Below are 16,296 nucleotides of genomic sequence, written 5' to 3'. Positions count from 1 at the left end.
CCTAACTCTTGACGATTTCTTGACTCTCCGCGAGGTGTGATCGAACGTATGCCCGTTCTGGTTCCCGACTCCGCGTCAAGGGGCGCTGGGCCCTGCGCCTATGGTTGCTCCAGCGCTCAGTCAAAAGCACAGCCCGCCCTGCCGCTCGCGTTAGGACAGCAAGGACAGCGATGCCCCCCAACACCACCGCCTCTTCGGGTCAGCAGCCCGGCAAGTCCGGCAGGAAGAAGGGGCGCAAAGCCCGCTTGTTCGTCCTCGTGCTGGTGCTGGCCATCATCGGGGGCGTCGCCTACGGGGCGTACTGGTCGATCAGCACCGTCCGTGCCTCCTTCCCGCAGACGCAGGGTTCCCTCACACTCAAGGGCCTGTCGGGTCCCGTCGAGGTCAAGCGCGACGGCTACGGCATCCCGCAGATCTACGCCTCCTCCGACGCGGACCTGTTCATGGCGCAGGGCTACGTCCAGGCGCAGGACCGCTTCTACGAGATGGACGTACGCCGTCACATGACCTCCGGGCGCCTGTCGGAGATGTTCGGCAAGGGCCAGGTCAAGAACGACGAGTTCCTGCGCACCCTGGGCTGGGACCGGGTCGCGAAGGAGGAGTACGACAAGACACTGTCGGCCTCCACGAAAAAGTACCTCCAGGCCTACGCCAAGGGGGTCAACGCCTACCTCCAGGGCAAGGACGGCAAGGACATCTCCCTGGAGTACGCGGCCCTCGGCTTCGAGAACGACTACAAGCCCGGGGCGTGGACCCCGGTCGACTCGGTCGCGTGGCTGAAGGCCATGGCCTGGGACCTGCGCGGCAACATGCAGGACGAGATCGACCGCGCCCTGATGACCAGCCGCCTCGGCCCGAAGCAGATCGCCGACCTGTACCCCGAGTACCCGTACAGCCGGAACCGGACGATCGTCCAGCAGGGCCAGTACGACGAGCTCACGGGAACCTTCGAGGGCGCCGGCGGCACGTCCGACGGTGGAACGTCCACGAGCGGCGCCAGCGGCACCGGCGGCACCGGGACGGGCACCTCGTCCTCCACGGCCGGCTCCGCCCTGCAGAGCCAGCTCACGGGCCTCCAGAACATCCTGGACGACGTCCCGACGGCCGTCGGCGTGAACGGCAACGGCATCGGCTCGAACTCCTGGGTCGTGGCCGGGAAGTACACCATCACCGGCAAGCCGCTCATGGCCAACGACCCGCACCTGTCCGCCTCGCTGCCGTCCGTCTGGTACCAGATGGGCCTGCACTGCCGGACCGTCTCCGCGACCTGCCAGTACGACGTCAGCGGCTACACCTTCGCGGGCATGCCCGGCGTGATAATCGGTCACAACCAGGACATCTCCTGGGGCATGACCAACTCCGGCGTCGACGTCACCGACCTCTACCTGGAGAAGCTCTCCGGCGACGGCTATCTGTACGACGGCAAGGTGAAGCCCTTCACCACGCGCGAGGAGACCATCAAGGTCGCCGGCGGCGCCGCCAAGAAGATCGTCGTCCGGGAGACCGACAACGGGCCCCTGCTGTCCGACCGTGACGACGAGCTCGTGAAGGTCGGCAAGAAGGCCACGGTCGACACCTCCGCACCCGACCGCGGCGACGGCTACGGCATCGCGCTGCGCTGGACCGCGCTGGACCCGGGCACCTCCATGGACGCCGTCTTCGCGATGGGCAAGGCGACCGACTGGAACAGCTTCCGCAAGGCCGCCGCCCTGTTCGACGTGCCCTCGCAGAACCTCGTGTACGCCGACACCGATGACAACATCGGCTACACCCTGCCCGGCAGGATCCCCACGCGCGCGGAGGGCGACGACGGCTCCATCCCGGCGCCGGGCTGGGACTCGAAGTACAAGTGGACCGGCTACATCAAGCAGGACGAGCTGCCCTACGAGTACAACCCGGAGCGCGGCTACATCGTCACCGCCAACCAGGCCGTGATCGACCAGGACAAGTACCCCTACACGCTCACCACGGACTGGGGCTACGGCACCCGAAGCCAGCGCATCACCGACCTGATCGAGTCGAAGATCAAGGGCGGCGGCAAGATCTCCACCGACGACATGCGCCAGATGCAGCTGGACAACAGCAGCGAGATCGCCAAGCTGCTCGTGCCCAAGCTGTTGAAGATCAACCTCGACGACCCCCACGTCCGTGAGGCGCAGGAACTCCTCGAGGGCTGGGACTACACCCAGGACGCCGACTCGGCCGCGGCCGCCTACTTCAACTCGGTCTGGCGCAACATCCTCAAGCTCGCCTTCGGCAACAAGCTGCCCAAGGAGCTGCGGGTCAAGGGCCAGTGCCTGTGGGTCGACCAGATCAGCACCACCGGCCCCGCCGACGAGGCCGGCAAGGTGATCGAGTGCGGCCAGCGCGACGCCGACCAGGCGCAGCCGGACGGCGGCGACCGCTGGTTCGAGGTGGTCCGCAACCTCATGAACGACGAGAAGAGCGACTGGTGGACGACGCCCGGTTCGGGCAACCGGGAGGGCGCCCTCAAGAACCGCGACAAGCTGTTCGAGCGCGCCATGATCGACGCCCGCTGGGAACTGACCGCCAAGCTCGGCAAGGACATCGACACCTGGAGCTGGGGCCGGCTGCACCGCCTGTTCCTGAAGAACCAGACGCTCGGCACCGAGGGCCCCGGTTTCCTGCAGTACATGCTCAACCGCGGCCCCTGGAAGCTCAGCGGCGGCGAGGCGGCGGTCAACGCGACCGGCTGGAACGCGGCCGGCGGCTACGGCGTCGTCTGGGTGCCGTCGATGCGGATGGTGGTCAACCTCGGCGACCTCGACAAGTCGAAGTGGATCAACCTCACCGGTGCCTCCGGGCACGCCTACAGCGCCCACTACACCGACCAGACGGGCAAGTGGGTCAAGGGCGAACTGCTGGACTGGTCCTTCTCGGCCAAGGCGGTCGACGACAGCACGAGCGACACCCTGGAACTCAAGCCGTGACCCACCAACGGCACTGACGGCACGCCGTCGAACCGGCCCTCCACGCGCGCGTGGAGGGCCGGTTCGCGTTCAGTGCCCGGGCTGGAAGCGGCGCACGCCCGACGGCGTCACCACCGCGTGCACCGGCCGGTCGTGCGTCTGTGACGGCACGCGCTCCACGACCTCCGAGTCGTACAGCAGCACCACCAGCGCGGGGTGTGCGCCCGCGCGCTCCAGGCGCGCGAGGACCCGGTCGTACGACCCTCCGCCGCGCCCCAGACGCATACCGTGCGCGTCCACCGCGAGGCCCGGCAGCAGCACGGCGTCGGCGGCGGTCACGGCGTCCGCGCCCAGGCGCTCGGCGGCCGGCTCGAAGAGGGCCATCTTTCCGCCGTGTTGGACGCGCACGAGGGAGCCCTCGCCGGTGTAGGCGCCCCAGTCCAGGTCGTTGTCGGGCAGGAGCGCCGGAAGCAGGACCCGCACGCCCCGCGTGCGCAGCGCGTCCAGGAGTGTGAGCGTCCCGGGTTCACTCCCCACGGAGACGTACGCCGCCACCGTGCGCGCCCGCGCCAGCTCGGGCAGCTCCAACGCCCTCCCGGCCAGCGCGCCGGCGGCTTCCCGCACGTCATCGGCCGTCAACGTGTTCCTCACCGCGAGGATTTCTCGCCGCAACATGCGCTTGTCAGGCTCACCCGGACGTCCGATGTGACTCATAGGTTGCTCTGTATCCTTTCAATCCGCTCATATGAGAACCAATTAACCGGAGCCTCAGATTCCCAGCAAAGACACCGGATAAGGTTGCGGACATGACTCAGTCGCACCCTCGGATCAGCAAGGCTGTCATCCCCGCAGCAGGCCTCGGCACCCGCTTCCTGCCGGCCACCAAGGCCACCCCCAAAGAGATGCTGCCGGTCGTCGACAAGCCCGCGATCCAGTACGTGGTCGAGGAGGCCGCCTCCGCGGGCCTCGACGACGTCCTCATGATCACGGGACGCAACAAGCGTCCCCTCGAGGACCACTTCGACCGCAACTACGAGCTGGAATCGGCCCTTCAGAAGAAGGGCGACGCGGACCGGCTCGCGAAGGTGCAGGAGTCCAGCGACCTCGCCACCATGCACTACGTCCGTCAGGGCGACCCCAAGGGCCTCGGTCACGCCGTGCTGTGCGCCGCCCCGCACGTCGGCCACGAGCCCTTCGCCGTCCTCCTCGGCGACGACCTGATCGACCCGCGCGACCCGCTGCTCAAGCGGATGGTCGAGGTCCAGGAGCAGCGCGGCGGCAGCGTCATCGCGCTCATGGAGGTCGCCCCCGAACAGATTCACCTCTACGGCTGTGCGGCCGTCGAGGTCACCGAGGACAGCGACGTCGTCCAGGTGACCGGCCTGGTCGAGAAGCCCGACCCGGCCGACGCCCCGTCCAACTACGCGGTCATCGGCCGCTACGTCCTCGACCCGCACATCTTCGACATACTCCGCAAGACCGAGCCCGGCCGCGGCGGCGAGATCCAGCTCACCGACGCCCTCCAGCAGCTCGCCGAGGACGAGAAGGTCGGCGGCCCGGTGCACGGCGTCGTCTTCAAGGGCCGCCGCTATGACACCGGCGACCGTGGCGACTACCTGCGTGCCATTGTCAGACTCGCGTGCGAACGTGAAGACCTGGGCCCGGACTTCCGGACCTGGCTTCGCAGTTACGTAGCCGAGGAGATGTAACGACGTTGAGCAGCGCCGCACCCCGCACCACCGGCCACGACCAGCTGTGGTCGGTGGACGAGCACCTGGAGGACATCCTCGCGACCGTCCGCCCCCTGGAACCCATCGAGCTGCAACTCCTCGACGCCCAGGGCTGCGTCCTGGTCGAGGACATCACGGTGCCGGTGTCCCTGCCGCCGTTCGACAACAGCTCCATGGACGGGTACGCGGTGCGGGTCACGGATGTCGCGGGCGCGAGCGAGGAGTACCCCGCCGTCCTGGACGTCGTCGGGGACGTCGCGGCCGGCCAGGCCGACCTGCTGCACGTGGGACCCGGCCAGGCCGCCCGCATCATGACCGGCGCCCCGCTGCCGCCAGGCGCCGAGACCGTCGTCCCCGTCGAGTGGACGGACGGCGGCCTCGGCGAGGGCCCCGTGACCGGGATGCGAGCCCGCGTCCAGGCCCCCGACGGCGCCGAGGGGCACGTGCACGTGTACCGGCCGGCCGAGGCCCGCGCGCACGTGCGCGCCAAGGGCAGTGACGTGAAGGCAGGGGACCGCGCCCTGGAGTCGGGCACCGTCCTCGGCCCGCCCCAGATCGCCCTGCTCGCCGCGATCGGCCGCGCCACCGTACGCGTCCGGCCGCGCCCGCGCGTGGTCGTCATGTCCACCGGCAGTGAGCTCGTCCAGCCCGGCCAGGAACTCGGCAGCGGCCAGATCCACGACTCCAACAGCTTCGCCCTCACCGCCGCCGCGATCGACGCAGGCGCCATCGCCTACCGGGTGGGCGCCGTCGCCGACGACGCCGAGACCCTGCGGTCCACCATCGAGGACCAGCTCGTCCGCGCCGACCTCATGGTCACCACCGGAGGTGTGAGCGTCGGGGCGTACGACGTCGTCAAGGAGGCGCTGTCGCACGTCGGCGACGAGGACGAGGCCGGCAGCGGCATCGAGTTCCGCAAACTCGCCATGCAGCCCGGCAAGCCCCAGGGATTCGGCTCCATCGGCCCCGACCACACACCGCTGCTGGCCCTGCCCGGCAACCCCGTGTCGTCGTACGTCTCCTTCGAGCTGTTCGTGCGCCCCGCGATCCGCGCCCTGATGGGCCTCCCGGACGTCCACCGGCCGCGGACCCGCGCGACGCTCACCACCCACAAGGCGCTGACCTCGCCGAAGGGCCGCCGGCAGTTCCTGCGCGGGACGTACGCCGACGGTGCGGTCACCCCGGTCGGCGGTGCCGGATCGCACCTGGTCGCGGCCCTCGCGCACGCCGACGCGCTGATCGTCGTCCCCGAGGACGTGGAGTCCGTGGAGCCCGGCGCCGAGATCGAGGTCGTCCTCCTCGGCTGAGCAGCGGGGGTCCGCGCCGCTCAAGGGTTCAACTTGGCGGTACCGTGTCGCGCACAACAGGCTCACGCGCCGCATCGCGCCGGGCCCGGACCGGGAGCGCGACACAGCATGACAGTGCCTTCCCGGGGGGAGACCCCCGGACCCTCTGTGCAGGACCGTCTGACCCACATCGACGAGGCGGGCGCGGCCCGCATGGTCGACGTGTCCGGCAAGGACGTGACCGCGCGCACCGCCAGCGCCAGCGGCCGGGTCCTGGTCTCCTCCCGCGTGGTCGAGCTGCTGCGCGGCGAGGGCGTCCCCAAGGGAGACGCCCTGGCCACCGCGCGGATCGCGGGCATCATGGGGGCCAAGCGCACCCCCGACCTCATCCCGTTGTGTCACCCCTTGTCGGTGTCCGGTGTGAAACTGGATCTGAGGGTCGCGGACGACGCCGTGGAGATCTTGGCCACGGTGAAGACGACGGACCGCACGGGCGTCGAGATGGAAGCCCTCACCGCGGTCTCCGTCGCCGCGCTCACCGTGATCGACATGGTCAAGGCGGTCGACAAGGGAGCGGTCATCACGGACGTCAGGGTCGAAGAGAAGACGGGCGGCAAGTCGGGCGACTGGAGCCGGGCATGACGTATCGCGCTCTCGTCATCACCGCCTCCAACCGGGCCGCCGCCGGGATCTACGAGGACAAGGGCGGCCCGCTGATCGCCGACGGCCTCAAGGGCTTCGGCTTCGCCGTCGAGGGGCCGCAGGTCGTCCCCGACGGGGAGCCGGTGGAGGCCGCCCTGCGCGCCGGGGTGGACGCCGGATACGACGTCATCGTCACCACCGGCGGCACCGGCATCTCGCCCACCGACCGGACCCCCGAGGCGACGCGCCGGGTGATCGACCACGAGGTGCCGGGCATCGCGGAGGCGATCAGGGCGTTCGGACGGGAGAAGGTGCCGACGGCGGTGCTCTCCCGGGGGCTGGCCGGAGTGGCGGGGCGCACGCTGATCGTCAATCTGCCGGGCTCCACCGGCGGGGTGCGGGACGGACTGGCCGTCCTGGAGCCCCTGTTGGCGCACGCCGTCGACCAGCTGCGCGGCGGCGACCACCCCAGACCCGCCGCCGGTAGTGGGGGTGCGAGCTGAACAGCCCATCCTGGCCCGTCGTACTGGCGGACGGCGATGTCGTCCTCCGGCCGATAAGAATGCGCGACCAGCGGCCGTGGCGCGAGGTCAACCGGCGCAACCGGGACTGGCTGCGGCCCTGGGAGGCGACGATTCCGCCGCCCACGCCCAGCGGGCCCATCGCGCACCGGCCGACCTACCGCCAGATGGTCCGGCATCTGCGGGCCGAGGCGAACGCGGGCCGCATGCTGCCGTTCGTCATCGAGTACCAGGGCCGGCTGGTCGGGCAGCTGACGGTCGCCGGAATCACCTGGGGCTCGATGTGCTCGGGCCATGTCGGCTACTGGGTCGACGAGTCGGTGGCCGGCCGCGGAGTGATGCCGACATCCGTAGCGCTCGTCGTGGACCACTGTTTCCGGACCGTGGGCCTGCACCGCATCGAGGTCTGCATTCGCCCCGAGAACGGGCCCAGCCGCCGGGTCGTGGAGAAACTCGGATTCCGCGAGGAGGGCCTGAGACCGCGCTATCTCCACATCGACGGCGCCTGGCGCGACCACCTCGTGTTCGCACTCACCGCGGAGGAGGTGCCCGACGGTTTGCTCAGGCGCTGGCAGCGGGCACGATCCAGGAGCACCCCGCACGACAATCCCGCATAACGCGGAAATTGAATATGTGTTCGAAAATGATCGGCGGATGACCGTCTCGGGGCAGGGAATTCGCTACCTCGGTGGCCTGTTGATCGCATCGGTCACAAAAAAAGCTCGAAATATCAGCCAGATCGTGCGACACACCGGCGTAATTGGCAGATGGCCTCACGCAAACCCCTCTACCGTGTGAGGCGTGAGCAGCAGCGGCCTCATCTACGCAGTCATTGTCGGGGCCTGGGCCGCCTACTTGGTGCCGATGTGGCTCCGTAGGCAGGACGAGCTGAACGAGGCCCGTCCGACGGAACGCTTCAGCACGGCCATCCGGTTGCTGTCCGGACGGGCGGGCATGGAGCGCCGATACGCCAAGGACCTGCGGGCGCGCTCCACCGAAGAGGAGGAGTCCAGCGCCGCGGACCCGGGCGCGGTCACCGATTCGGTGGACGTCCGGGCCTTCGCCATGCCTCCGGCCCGTCCGCAGGCGCAGGCCGCGGTCCAGGAGCAGGCGCCGGCCCGGTCGGAACAGGCGCGCGAACCGGCGCGCGAGAAGGCGAGTGCGCCCGCGCGGAAGCGGGTGCCGGTCGCCCGGCGCACGCCCGCGGAGGAAGCGGCCGCCGCGCGCGCCCGGCGCACGAAGGTGCTCGCGCGCCGTCGGCGTACGACCGTCATGTTGTTCATCGCCTTCTCGCTCGGCGCGATCGTCGCCGCGGTCGGCGGGCTCACCTTCCTCTGGGCGCCCGGTGTTCCCGCCGTGCTGCTCAGCGCGTACATCGCCTACCTGCGCTCCCAGGAGCGCCGGCGTTTCGCGTACCAGATGGACCGTCGCCGTGCCGAGGTCGCCGCACAGCGACTGCGTGAGCGGACACGCCAGCCGCGCAGGCGCGCGTCCGTCGACACGGGCGCCGACGCCGAGGAGCCGGACCGAGGGCCCGCGTCCGAGCTGGACCCCGGGCTGTCGGCGCTGGCCGCGGACCGGCGTGCGCTCGTCGAGCAGACCGACCACGCGGAGTGGGTGGACCAGCAGCGCGAGCGCCAGCAGCGGCCCGGTCACGGCGACAGCTGGGACCCGGTGCCGGTGCCGCTGCCGACGTACGTGACCGCCCCGGTCGCTCCGCGGGCCACCTCCGACGTGGACCTCGGGGCGCCTGACGCGTGGAGCTCCGCGCGGTCCAGTGCCGCCACGCCCGAGCAGGAGGCGCGGCCGGACGAGCGGGACGGCCAGGCGGAGGAGGAGGCCGCCGACGAGGAGGACAAGCCGGCGTCGGACGATCGCAGTGACGCCCGTCGCGCCGCCTCCGCCCGACGCGCCCGTGAGCGTGGCCGCACGCCGCTCTTCGACCAGTACGAGGACGGCGACCGGCCGCGTGCCGCGAACGAGTGACCCGAGGTGGTGTGACCAGCCCGGGAACGGATTTCCAAGCACCCGGACCGGGATGCTAGAGTTTCACTCGTTGCAAGGGCCTGTGGCGCAGTCTGGTAGCGCACCTCGTTCGCATCGAGGGGGTCTGGGGTTCAAATCCCCACAGGTCCACCGCAACGACTGTTCCGGGGTGACTCGGGGGCAGTTGACGAGATCCCGTCCGATCTGACCGATCGGGCGGGATCTTCGTGTTTCACCTCGCCCATCGCAATCGCCCTCTCAGGACCGCCCGTTGGCGGCCGAGGCGCGCTGTTCCAGTCGCAGCAGAGCCAGCCTGCCCCACTCGAGGTTGTCGCGTTCGAAGGCCATGCCCCGCATCAGCGTGAGGTAGGGGCCGACGCGCTCGGCGGTGGCGAAGTACTCGTCCTCGGTGCGTCCGTCCAGCAGGCGTCGGCGGAGGCGTTCGTAGGAATCCAGTTTGGCCGTGGCCCACTCCATGCGTTCGGCGATCCCGGCGCGTACGGCCTCGATGTCGCCGGCGTCGACGCACTGGACCTTCACCAGCAACTCGTCCCGGATCGCCGTCGGCTTGCCGGGGAGTTCGGCGGTGTAGGCGCGCACGGCCTCCAGTCCGGCCTCGGTGAGCGTGAAGAGCCGCTTGTTGGGGCGACGCTCCTGCTCGACGACGCGGGCCGAGATGAGGCCATCGCTCTCCATGCGCTCGAGCTCTCGGTAGAGCTGCTGAGGGGTGGCCGTCCAGAAGTTGGCCACCGAGGCGTCGAACCCCTTCGCGAGGTCGTACCCGGACGCCTCGCCTTCCAGAAGTGCGGCCATCAGGGCGTTGCGCAAAGCCATGATCCGATCTTACTCTGCAACACACCTATTCAACTCGTTTAGTATGTGAGGTGATCTCGTGCACCCCTTCCGGAAAGCCGTCGAGGCCGGTGACATGGACGCGGCGGCCGCCCTGCTGGCCGAGAACGTCGTCTTCACCAGCCCGGTCGTCTTCAAGCCGTACGAAGGCAAGGCGATCACCAGCGCGATCCTGCGCGCCGTGGCGCAGGTCTTCGAGGACTTCACGTACGTACGGGAGATCGCGAACCCCGACGGGCGCGACCACGCCCTCGTCTTCACCGCGACCGTCGACGGCAAGCAGCTCACCGGCTGCGACTTCCTGCACGTCGACGAGGACGGCAGGATCGACGACTTCATGGTCATGGTCCGCCCGCTGTCGGCGGCGCAGGCCCTGTCCGCCGCCATGGGTGCGCAGTTCGAGCGGATCGCCCGGGAGGCGGCCGGGCGGGAGTGACGGCACCGGCGCACCTCCCTGAGCCGGGCGGCTACAGGGGTTTGGCGAAGCAGCGGCTCTCCTCGAAGTGCCGGTAGTAGCCGAACTTGGTGCACGGCTCGTACCCGCTGGACGTGTAGAGAGCGATGGCCTCGGGCTGCTCGGTGCCGGTCTCCAGGACCATGCGTGCGCGGCCGGCCGTGCGGGCGTCCTCCTCCAGGACGGCCAGCATGCGGCGGGCGAGGCCGCGGCCGCGCATCGCGTCGATGACGTACATCCGCTTGAGCTCGGCGTCGCCGTCGAGGTTGCCCTCGCCGTTGGTGTCCTGGGCGCGCCAGCCACCCGTGGCGACGGGGGAGTCGTCCTCGTCGTACGCGATCAGGTAGACCCCGTTCGGAGGGTCGAAGTCCGCGGGGTCCAGAGGGGTGGCGTCTCCGCCGTCGCCGTAACGCAGGTGGTACTCGGCCTGCACCTGGTCGTTGAGCTTCACGGCGTCGGGGTGGTCGAAAGAGACGCGACGTATGTTCACGCTGGTCACCGTAGGTAGATCCAATCCTGGTCGGGGTTCGATCCAGTGTGCCGGTATCGTGCCGGGGTGCTCACTGTGACTTCCGCCAATGTGAACGGACTGCGCGCCGCCGCGAAGAAGGGCTTCGTGGAATGGCTCGCGGAGACCTCCGCCGACGTGCTCTGCCTCCAGGAGGTGCGCGCGGAACCGCAGCAACTGCCCGAGCACGTCCGCACGCCCGACGGCTGGCACGTCGTGCACGCGCCCGCCGCCGCGAAGGGCCGGGCCGGCGTCTCCCTCTACACCCGCCGCGAGCCCGACCGGGTCCGGGTCGGCTTCGGCTCGGCCGAGTTCGACACCAGCGGTCGCTACGTCGAGGCCGACCTGCCCGGCGTCACCGTCGCCTCCCTCTACCTGCCCTCCGGCGAGGTCGGCACCGAGCGCCAGGACGAGAAGGTCCGCTTCATGGGCGAGTTCCTCGCCCATCTGAAGGACCTGCGCGAGCGCTCCGCCGCCGACGGCCGGGAGGTCGTCGTCTGTGGCGACTGGAACATCGCCCACCAGCAGGCCGACCTCAAGAACTGGCGGGCGAACCAGAAGAGTTCCGGCTTCCTGCCGGAGGAGCGGGAGTGGCTGAGCCGGGTCTTCGATCCGGCGGAGGGCGGCTACGTCGACGTCGTGCGGGCACTGCACCCGGACGTCGACGGCCCGTACACGTGGTGGTCGTACCGGGGGCGGGCCTTCGACAACGACACGGGATGGCGCATCGACCTCGCCGTCGCGACGCCGGGTCTCGCCGCCAAGGCGGTCAAGGGGTACGTGGAGCGCGCGGCCACGCATGCCGAGCGGTGGTCCGACCATGCGCCGGTCACCGTCGTCTACGACCTCTAGCCGACGTCGACCTCTAACGCCGCTTGCGCATCCGCCGGTCCAGCGCCAGTGACAGTTCCGCCTCCACCACGCTCCGGGCCAGCGGGCGCAGGCGTTGGAGGTCCTCCTCGGGGGCGTGGCGCAGGATCACGTCGGCGAAGAGTTCGGCGAGGGCGTCGGCGTGTTCGCGGACGCGCTTGCCTGCCTGAAGGACCTCTGCGAGGGGGATGCCCTCGCGGACCAGGGCCGAGGAGACGTCCAGGAGGCGGCGGCTGATGTGGACGAGTTCGTCGCCGTCGGTGCCGAGGTAGCCGAGGTTCAGGGCGGTGGCGAGGTTCTCGGGGGTGACCTCGCCCTCGAAGCGGGCGGCGAGTTCCTCGGGGGTGAGGCGGACCGGTTCCTCCTCGGTCGGGGTGTCCATGCCGAGGAGTTCGCCGACGTTGCGGCCGTGCTCGAAGGCCTCCGCCAGTTCGGCGATGCTGCTGAGGGTGTGGCCACGGTCCAGGAGCGCCGCGATGGTGCGCAGACGGGCCAGGTGGTGGTCGTCGTACCAGGCGATACGGCCCTCGCGGCGGGGCGGTGCGATCAGTTTGCGTTCGCGGTAGAAGCGCAGGGTGCGCACGGGGATGCCGGCCAGTCGTGCCAGTTCCTCCATGCGGTATTCGCGCTTCTCCGTCACGAGCGCAGCCTATGTCGTACTCCCGGTAACTTCCTCGGCCCGGCCCCTACCCATCGGTACGGAGCTGCTCTACTCTCCCCATTGCGCCAGTGTTCACTGGCAGAGTCCAAGGCGACGCGTGGAGGCTTCGGGATGGCCGAGCACGAACACGAGCATGTACGGGTGGCGGTGATCGGGTCCGGGTTCGGCGGACTCGGCGCCGCCGTGCGGCTGCGGCGCGAGGGCGTCACCGACTTCGTCGTCCTGGAGCGGGCCGGCGGCGTCGGCGGCACCTGGCGGGACAACACCTATCCGGGGTGCGCCTGCGACGTGCCGTCCCACCTGTACTCGTTCTCCTTCGCGCCCAACCCCGAATGGCCGCGCACCTTCTCCGGGCAGCGGCACATCCGCGCCTACCTGGAGCACGTGGCCGACGTCTTCCGGCTGCGCCCGCACATCCGCTTCGACTCCGAGGTCAAGACGATGACCTGGAACGCGGGACGGCTGTGCTGGGACATCGAGACGGCCGCCGGCTCGCTCTCCGCGGACTTCGTCGTCTCCGCCACCGGCCCGCTGTCCGACCCGAGGATCCCGGACATCCCGGGGCTCGACACCTTCCCCGGCAAGGTCTTCCACTCGGCCCGCTGGGACCACGACCTAGACCTGCGCGGCAAGCGGGTCGCCATGGTGGGGACCGGTGCCTCCGCCATCCAGATCGTGCCGGCCGTCCAGCCCCTCGCCGAGAAACTCACCCTCTTCCAGCGCACCCCGCCCTGGGTGATGCCCCGCGTCGACCGGGCGATCACCGGGGCCGAGCGCCTGCTGCACCGGCGGCTGCCCGTCACCGCGCAGCTCAGGCGCGGACTCCTGTGGGGCATCCGGGAGTTGCAGGTCCAGCTGTTCACCAAGCGCCCCGACGAGCTGGGCCTGGTCGAGGCGCTGGCCAAGCGGAACATGGCCCGCTCCATCAAGGACCCGGCCCTGCGCGCCAAGCTGACGCCCGACTACCGCATCGGCTGCAAGCGGATCCTGCTGTCCAGCGACTACTACCCGGCGCTGGCCGAGCCCAATGTGGACGTCGTCGCGAGCGGCCTGAGCGAGGTCCGCGGCTCGACCCTCGTCGCCGCCGACGGCACCGAGGCCGAGGCCGACGTGATCGTGTTCGGCACGGGCTTCCACGTCACCGACATGCCGATCGCCGACCGGGTGGTGGGCGCGGACGGCCGTACGCTCGCCGAGGCCTGGGCGGCGGGTGGCGCCATGGAGGCGCTGCGGGGCGCCTCGGTGCCCGGGTTCCCCAACTGGATGACCGTCATCGGGCCCAACACCGGCCTCGGCAACTCGTCCATGATCCTCATGATCGAGTCGCAGTTGAACTACATGGCCGACCTGGTACGGCAGTTGCGCGTCCTCGGCGGCCGGGTGGCCCTGGACGCCCGCCCCGGAGCCGTGCGGTCCTGGAACCGGCGGGTGCAGGAGCGCATGAAGCGCACGGTGTGGAACACCGGCTGCGAGAGCTGGTACCTGGACGCGAACGGCCGCAACAGCACCATCTGGCCGGGCACCACGGCCGAGTTCCGGCGGGCGACACGGCAGGTGGACCTGAGCGAGTACGAGGTGCTGCGCACGCCGGCCGTGCGGAAGGCCGAGGTCGGCGCATGAGCCGCCTCCTCCACGTCTCCTCCGGTCCCTACGCCCCGCCCGTCCCGGCCCGCGTGCTCACCGCCGTCTCCGCCGACGGCGCCCGCCTGCACGTCGAGGTGCACGGGCCCGAGGGCGCGCCGGCCGTCGTCCTCGCCCACGGCTGGACCTGCTCCACGGCCTTCTGGGCGGCGCAGATCCGGGAGTTGGCCACGGACCACCGGGTGATCGCCTACGACCAGCGTGGCCATGGACGCAGTCCGGCGAGCCGTGCCTGCGGTACGGAGGCGCTCGCCGACGACCTCGAAGCCGTACTGGAAGCGGCCCTCGCGCCCGGGGAGAAGGCGGTGATCGCCGGTCACTCCATGGGCGGGATGACGGTGATGGCGGCGGCCGGGAGAGCCGGCTTCCGGGAGCACGCGGCGGCCGTACTGCTGTGCAGTACGGGTGCGTCACGGCTGGTCGCCGAGTCGCTGGTGCTGCCGATCCGGGCGGGCCGGCTGCGGACGTTCCTGACCAGGCGGCTCCTCGGCTCGCGCGCCCCCCTCGGGCCGGTCACGCCGCTCGCCCGGCGGATCCTCAGGTACGGGACGATGGGCGCCGGTGCGGCCCCGCACATGGTCGAGGCGTGCGCCCGGATCGTGCACGCGTGTCCGCGCCAGGTGCGGCACGCCTGGTCGGAGGTGCTCGGCCTGCTCGACCTCGACCACCACGTACGGGAGTTGAACGTCCCGACGGCTGTCCTGGTCGGCTCGGCCGACCGGCTGACGCCCCCGGTGCAGGCCAGCGCGCTGGTCGCCGCGCTGCCCGTCTGCCTGGGCCTGGCCGAGTTGCCCGGCATCGGCCACATGACGCCCGTCGAGGCGCCCGAGCAGGTCACCGGGAAGATCCGGGAGCTCGTCGGCGCGTACGTCCACGTCGGTCCCGTCGGTCCCGTCGGTCCCGTCGGTCACGTCAAGGAGGACGCATGAGCAGGGTCGGTCTCGAAGGACAGGTCGCCGTCGTCACCGGAGCCGCGCGGGGCGTGGGGGAGTTGCTGGCCCGCAAGCTGTCGGCGCGCGGGGCGAAGGTGGCGTTGGTCGGGCTGGAGCCGGACCTGCTCAAGCAGGTCGCCGAGCGGCTGCACGGCGAGAACGCCCACTGGTACGCCGACGTCACTGACCACGAGGCGATGGCCCGGGTGGCCGAGGAGGTCAAGGAGCGGTTCGGGAAGGTGGACATCGTCGTCGCCAACGCGGGGGTCGCCACCGGCGGGCCCTTCGTCGACTCGGATCCCGTGGCCTGGCGGCGGGTGATCGAGGTCAACCTGATCGGATCGGCGATGACCGCGCGGGCCTTCCTGCCGGTGCTGACGGAGAGCCGGGGGTATCTGCTGCAGATCGCCTCCCTCGCCGCGATCACCCCGGCGCCGATGATGACCGCGTACTGCGCGTCCAAGTCCGGTGTGGAGGCGTACGCGCACAGCCTGCGCGCCGAGGTCGGCCACCGGGGCGTGCGGGTGGGCGTCGGGTACCTGTCGTGGACCGACACCGACATGGTGCGGGGTGCGGATCAGGACGACGTGATGCGGGAACTGCGGCAGCGGCTGCCGTGGCCGTCCAACAAGACGTACCCGCTGGGGCCGGCGGTGGACCGGATCGTCGCCGGGATCGAGCGCAGGTCGAGTCACGTCTACGGCCAGTGGTGGCTGCGCGGGATGCAGGGGGTGCGCGGGTATCTGCCCGCGGTCGTCGGGACCGTCGGACAGCGGGAGATGCGGCGGTTCTCGACCCGGCTGGAGGGCATGCGGTCGGGGCTCGTCGGCGCAGGTGGGGCCGCTGATGAGGAGGCGCGCGCTACGCACCGTAGTTGATCGAAATGCGCACTGTGTCCGCCCGTGTGAATCTGGTCGAGGCCCCGCCAAAGGGCCCCAACATCCCCCACCCTCTATGGGAGTGAACCCACATGGGTATGAAGGACAAGTTCCAGGACAAGTCGGAGCAGTGGCAGGAGCAGGCCAAGCAGAAGGTGCAGCAGGGCCGGGAGAAGGGCCAGGAGCGTGGCCGGCAGGACCAGGAGCGCGGCCGCCCGGGGCAGGACCCCATGCACCCCATGCGTGAGCGTGACGAGGAGGCCGAGCGTCTCCGCCGCGAAGAAGAGGAGCGCTTCAGCCAGGACTACGACGCCTGACGCTGCACGCTGAACAGAAGGGGTGCCCCGATCGGGGGCGCCCCTTCTGTGACGTCCGCTCTGTGACGTCCGTCCTGTGACGTCCGTC

General features: G+C 70.4%; 17 protein-coding genes and 1 tRNA gene. 14 read left to right on the top strand and 4 right to left on the bottom strand.

Annotated elements, in window-relative coordinates; translation table 11 throughout:
• The first annotated feature begins 170 nt into the window (after positions 1-170).
• Positions 171-2,951, top strand: coding sequence for a penicillin acylase family protein (locus tag ACZ5XS_RS31005; protein ID WP_468656866.1), 2,781 nt, complete (start codon positions 171-173; stop codon positions 2,949-2,951).
• A gap of 69 nt (positions 2,952-3,020) precedes the next feature.
• Here ACZ5XS_RS31005 and ACZ5XS_RS31000 read toward each other — a convergent pair whose 3' ends face one another.
• Positions 3,021-3,644 carry a 5-formyltetrahydrofolate cyclo-ligase gene (locus ACZ5XS_RS31000; RefSeq protein ID WP_468656864.1) on the bottom strand — a complete coding sequence of 208 codons (624 nt, stop codon included), beginning with the start codon at positions 3,642-3,644 and terminating at the stop codon, positions 3,021-3,023.
• A gap of 92 nt (positions 3,645-3,736) precedes the next feature.
• On the opposite strand from ACZ5XS_RS31000, the gene galU reads away from it, so the two are divergent.
• The 7 genes from galU to ACZ5XS_RS30965 all read left to right on the top strand — a co-directional run bounded on the left by galU (position 3,737) and on the right by ACZ5XS_RS30965 (position 9,245).
• Positions 3,737-4,639 (top strand): UTP--glucose-1-phosphate uridylyltransferase GalU, encoded by a 903-nt coding sequence (gene galU, locus ACZ5XS_RS30995; RefSeq protein WP_217243274.1) that lies wholly within the window; start codon positions 3,737-3,739, stop codon positions 4,637-4,639.
• Between the two features lie 5 nt (positions 4,640-4,644).
• Positions 4,645-5,967 carry a molybdotransferase-like divisome protein Glp gene (gene glp, locus ACZ5XS_RS30990; protein WP_468656862.1) on the top strand — a complete coding sequence of 441 codons (1,323 nt, stop codon included), beginning with the start codon at positions 4,645-4,647 and terminating at the stop codon, positions 5,965-5,967.
• Between the two features lie 108 nt (positions 5,968-6,075).
• Positions 6,076-6,588 (top strand): cyclic pyranopterin monophosphate synthase MoaC, encoded by a 513-nt coding sequence (gene moaC / locus ACZ5XS_RS30985; protein ID WP_468656860.1) that lies wholly within the window; start codon positions 6,076-6,078, stop codon positions 6,586-6,588.
• On the top strand, positions 6,585-7,091 hold the full coding sequence (locus ACZ5XS_RS30980) for a MogA/MoaB family molybdenum cofactor biosynthesis protein (RefSeq protein WP_468656858.1): 507 nt from the start codon (positions 6,585-6,587) through the stop codon (positions 7,089-7,091). Before moaC ends, ACZ5XS_RS30980 begins: the two co-directional genes overlap by 4 nt.
• Positions 7,088-7,726, top strand: coding sequence for a GNAT family N-acetyltransferase (locus tag ACZ5XS_RS30975; protein ID WP_468656909.1), 639 nt, complete (start codon positions 7,088-7,090; stop codon positions 7,724-7,726). The genes ACZ5XS_RS30980 and ACZ5XS_RS30975 overlap by 4 nt, the downstream gene beginning before the upstream one ends.
• A 184-nt stretch (positions 7,727-7,910) precedes the next feature.
• Positions 7,911-9,095 carry a divisome protein SepX/GlpR gene (sepX, locus tag ACZ5XS_RS30970; RefSeq protein WP_468656856.1) on the top strand — a complete coding sequence of 395 codons (1,185 nt, stop codon included), beginning with the start codon at positions 7,911-7,913 and terminating at the stop codon, positions 9,093-9,095.
• A 76-nt stretch (positions 9,096-9,171) separates the two neighbouring features.
• Positions 9,172-9,245 (top strand) — tRNA-Ala (locus tag ACZ5XS_RS30965).
• 108 nt (positions 9,246-9,353) lie between these two features.
• Here the strand turns inward: ACZ5XS_RS30965 and ACZ5XS_RS30960 are convergent.
• Positions 9,354-9,929, bottom strand: coding sequence for a PadR family transcriptional regulator (locus ACZ5XS_RS30960; RefSeq protein WP_468656854.1), 576 nt, complete (start codon positions 9,927-9,929; stop codon positions 9,354-9,356).
• Positions 9,930-9,987: 58 nt separating this feature from the next.
• Between ACZ5XS_RS30960 and ACZ5XS_RS30955 the strand changes: the two genes are divergently transcribed.
• Positions 9,988-10,383 (top strand): nuclear transport factor 2 family protein, encoded by a 396-nt coding sequence (locus tag ACZ5XS_RS30955; RefSeq protein ID WP_468656852.1) that lies wholly within the window; start codon positions 9,988-9,990, stop codon positions 10,381-10,383.
• 31 nt (positions 10,384-10,414) lie between these two features.
• Here the strand turns inward: ACZ5XS_RS30955 and ACZ5XS_RS30950 are convergent, their stop codons facing one another.
• Complete coding sequence (locus ACZ5XS_RS30950; protein WP_468656851.1) at positions 10,415-10,891, bottom strand: GNAT family N-acetyltransferase; 477 nt, start codon at positions 10,889-10,891, stop codon at positions 10,415-10,417.
• A gap of 66 nt (positions 10,892-10,957) precedes the next feature.
• On the opposite strand from ACZ5XS_RS30950, the gene ACZ5XS_RS30945 reads away from it, so the two are divergent.
• A complete protein-coding gene (locus ACZ5XS_RS30945) occupies positions 10,958-11,761 on the top strand; it encodes an exodeoxyribonuclease III (RefSeq protein WP_468656849.1) in 804 nt (267 codons plus the stop codon).
• A gap of 13 nt (positions 11,762-11,774) precedes the next feature.
• Here ACZ5XS_RS30945 and ACZ5XS_RS30940 read toward each other — a convergent pair whose 3' ends face one another.
• A complete protein-coding gene (locus tag ACZ5XS_RS30940) occupies positions 11,775-12,419 on the bottom strand; it encodes a MerR family transcriptional regulator (protein WP_468656847.1) in 645 nt (214 codons plus the stop codon).
• A 132-nt stretch (positions 12,420-12,551) separates the two neighbouring features.
• Here ACZ5XS_RS30940 and ACZ5XS_RS30935 point away from each other — a divergent pair, with 132 nt between their 5' ends.
• From ACZ5XS_RS30935 to ACZ5XS_RS30920, 4 genes are all read left to right on the top strand, one after another.
• Positions 12,552-14,060, top strand: a complete 1,509-nt coding sequence (locus ACZ5XS_RS30935) for a flavin-containing monooxygenase (RefSeq protein WP_468656845.1) — start codon at positions 12,552-12,554, stop codon at positions 14,058-14,060.
• Complete coding sequence (locus ACZ5XS_RS30930; RefSeq protein WP_468656843.1) at positions 14,057-15,010, top strand: alpha/beta fold hydrolase; 954 nt, start codon at positions 14,057-14,059, stop codon at positions 15,008-15,010. Before ACZ5XS_RS30935 ends, ACZ5XS_RS30930 begins: the two co-directional genes overlap by 4 nt.
• Positions 15,007-15,891 (top strand): SDR family oxidoreductase, encoded by an 885-nt coding sequence (locus tag ACZ5XS_RS30925; RefSeq protein ID WP_468656841.1) that lies wholly within the window; start codon positions 15,007-15,009, stop codon positions 15,889-15,891. Before ACZ5XS_RS30930 ends, ACZ5XS_RS30925 begins: the two co-directional genes overlap by 4 nt.
• Before the next feature lie 92 nt (positions 15,892-15,983).
• Positions 15,984-16,208, top strand: coding sequence for a hypothetical protein (locus tag ACZ5XS_RS30920; RefSeq protein WP_217242513.1), 225 nt, complete (start codon positions 15,984-15,986; stop codon positions 16,206-16,208).
• Positions 16,209-16,296 lie beyond the last annotated feature (88 nt).

The organism is Streptomyces sp. NPDC033131 (assembly GCF_055578365.1).
Note: the sequence above shows the minus strand (reverse complement) of the source record. Positions and strands in the feature narration are given on the sequence as shown.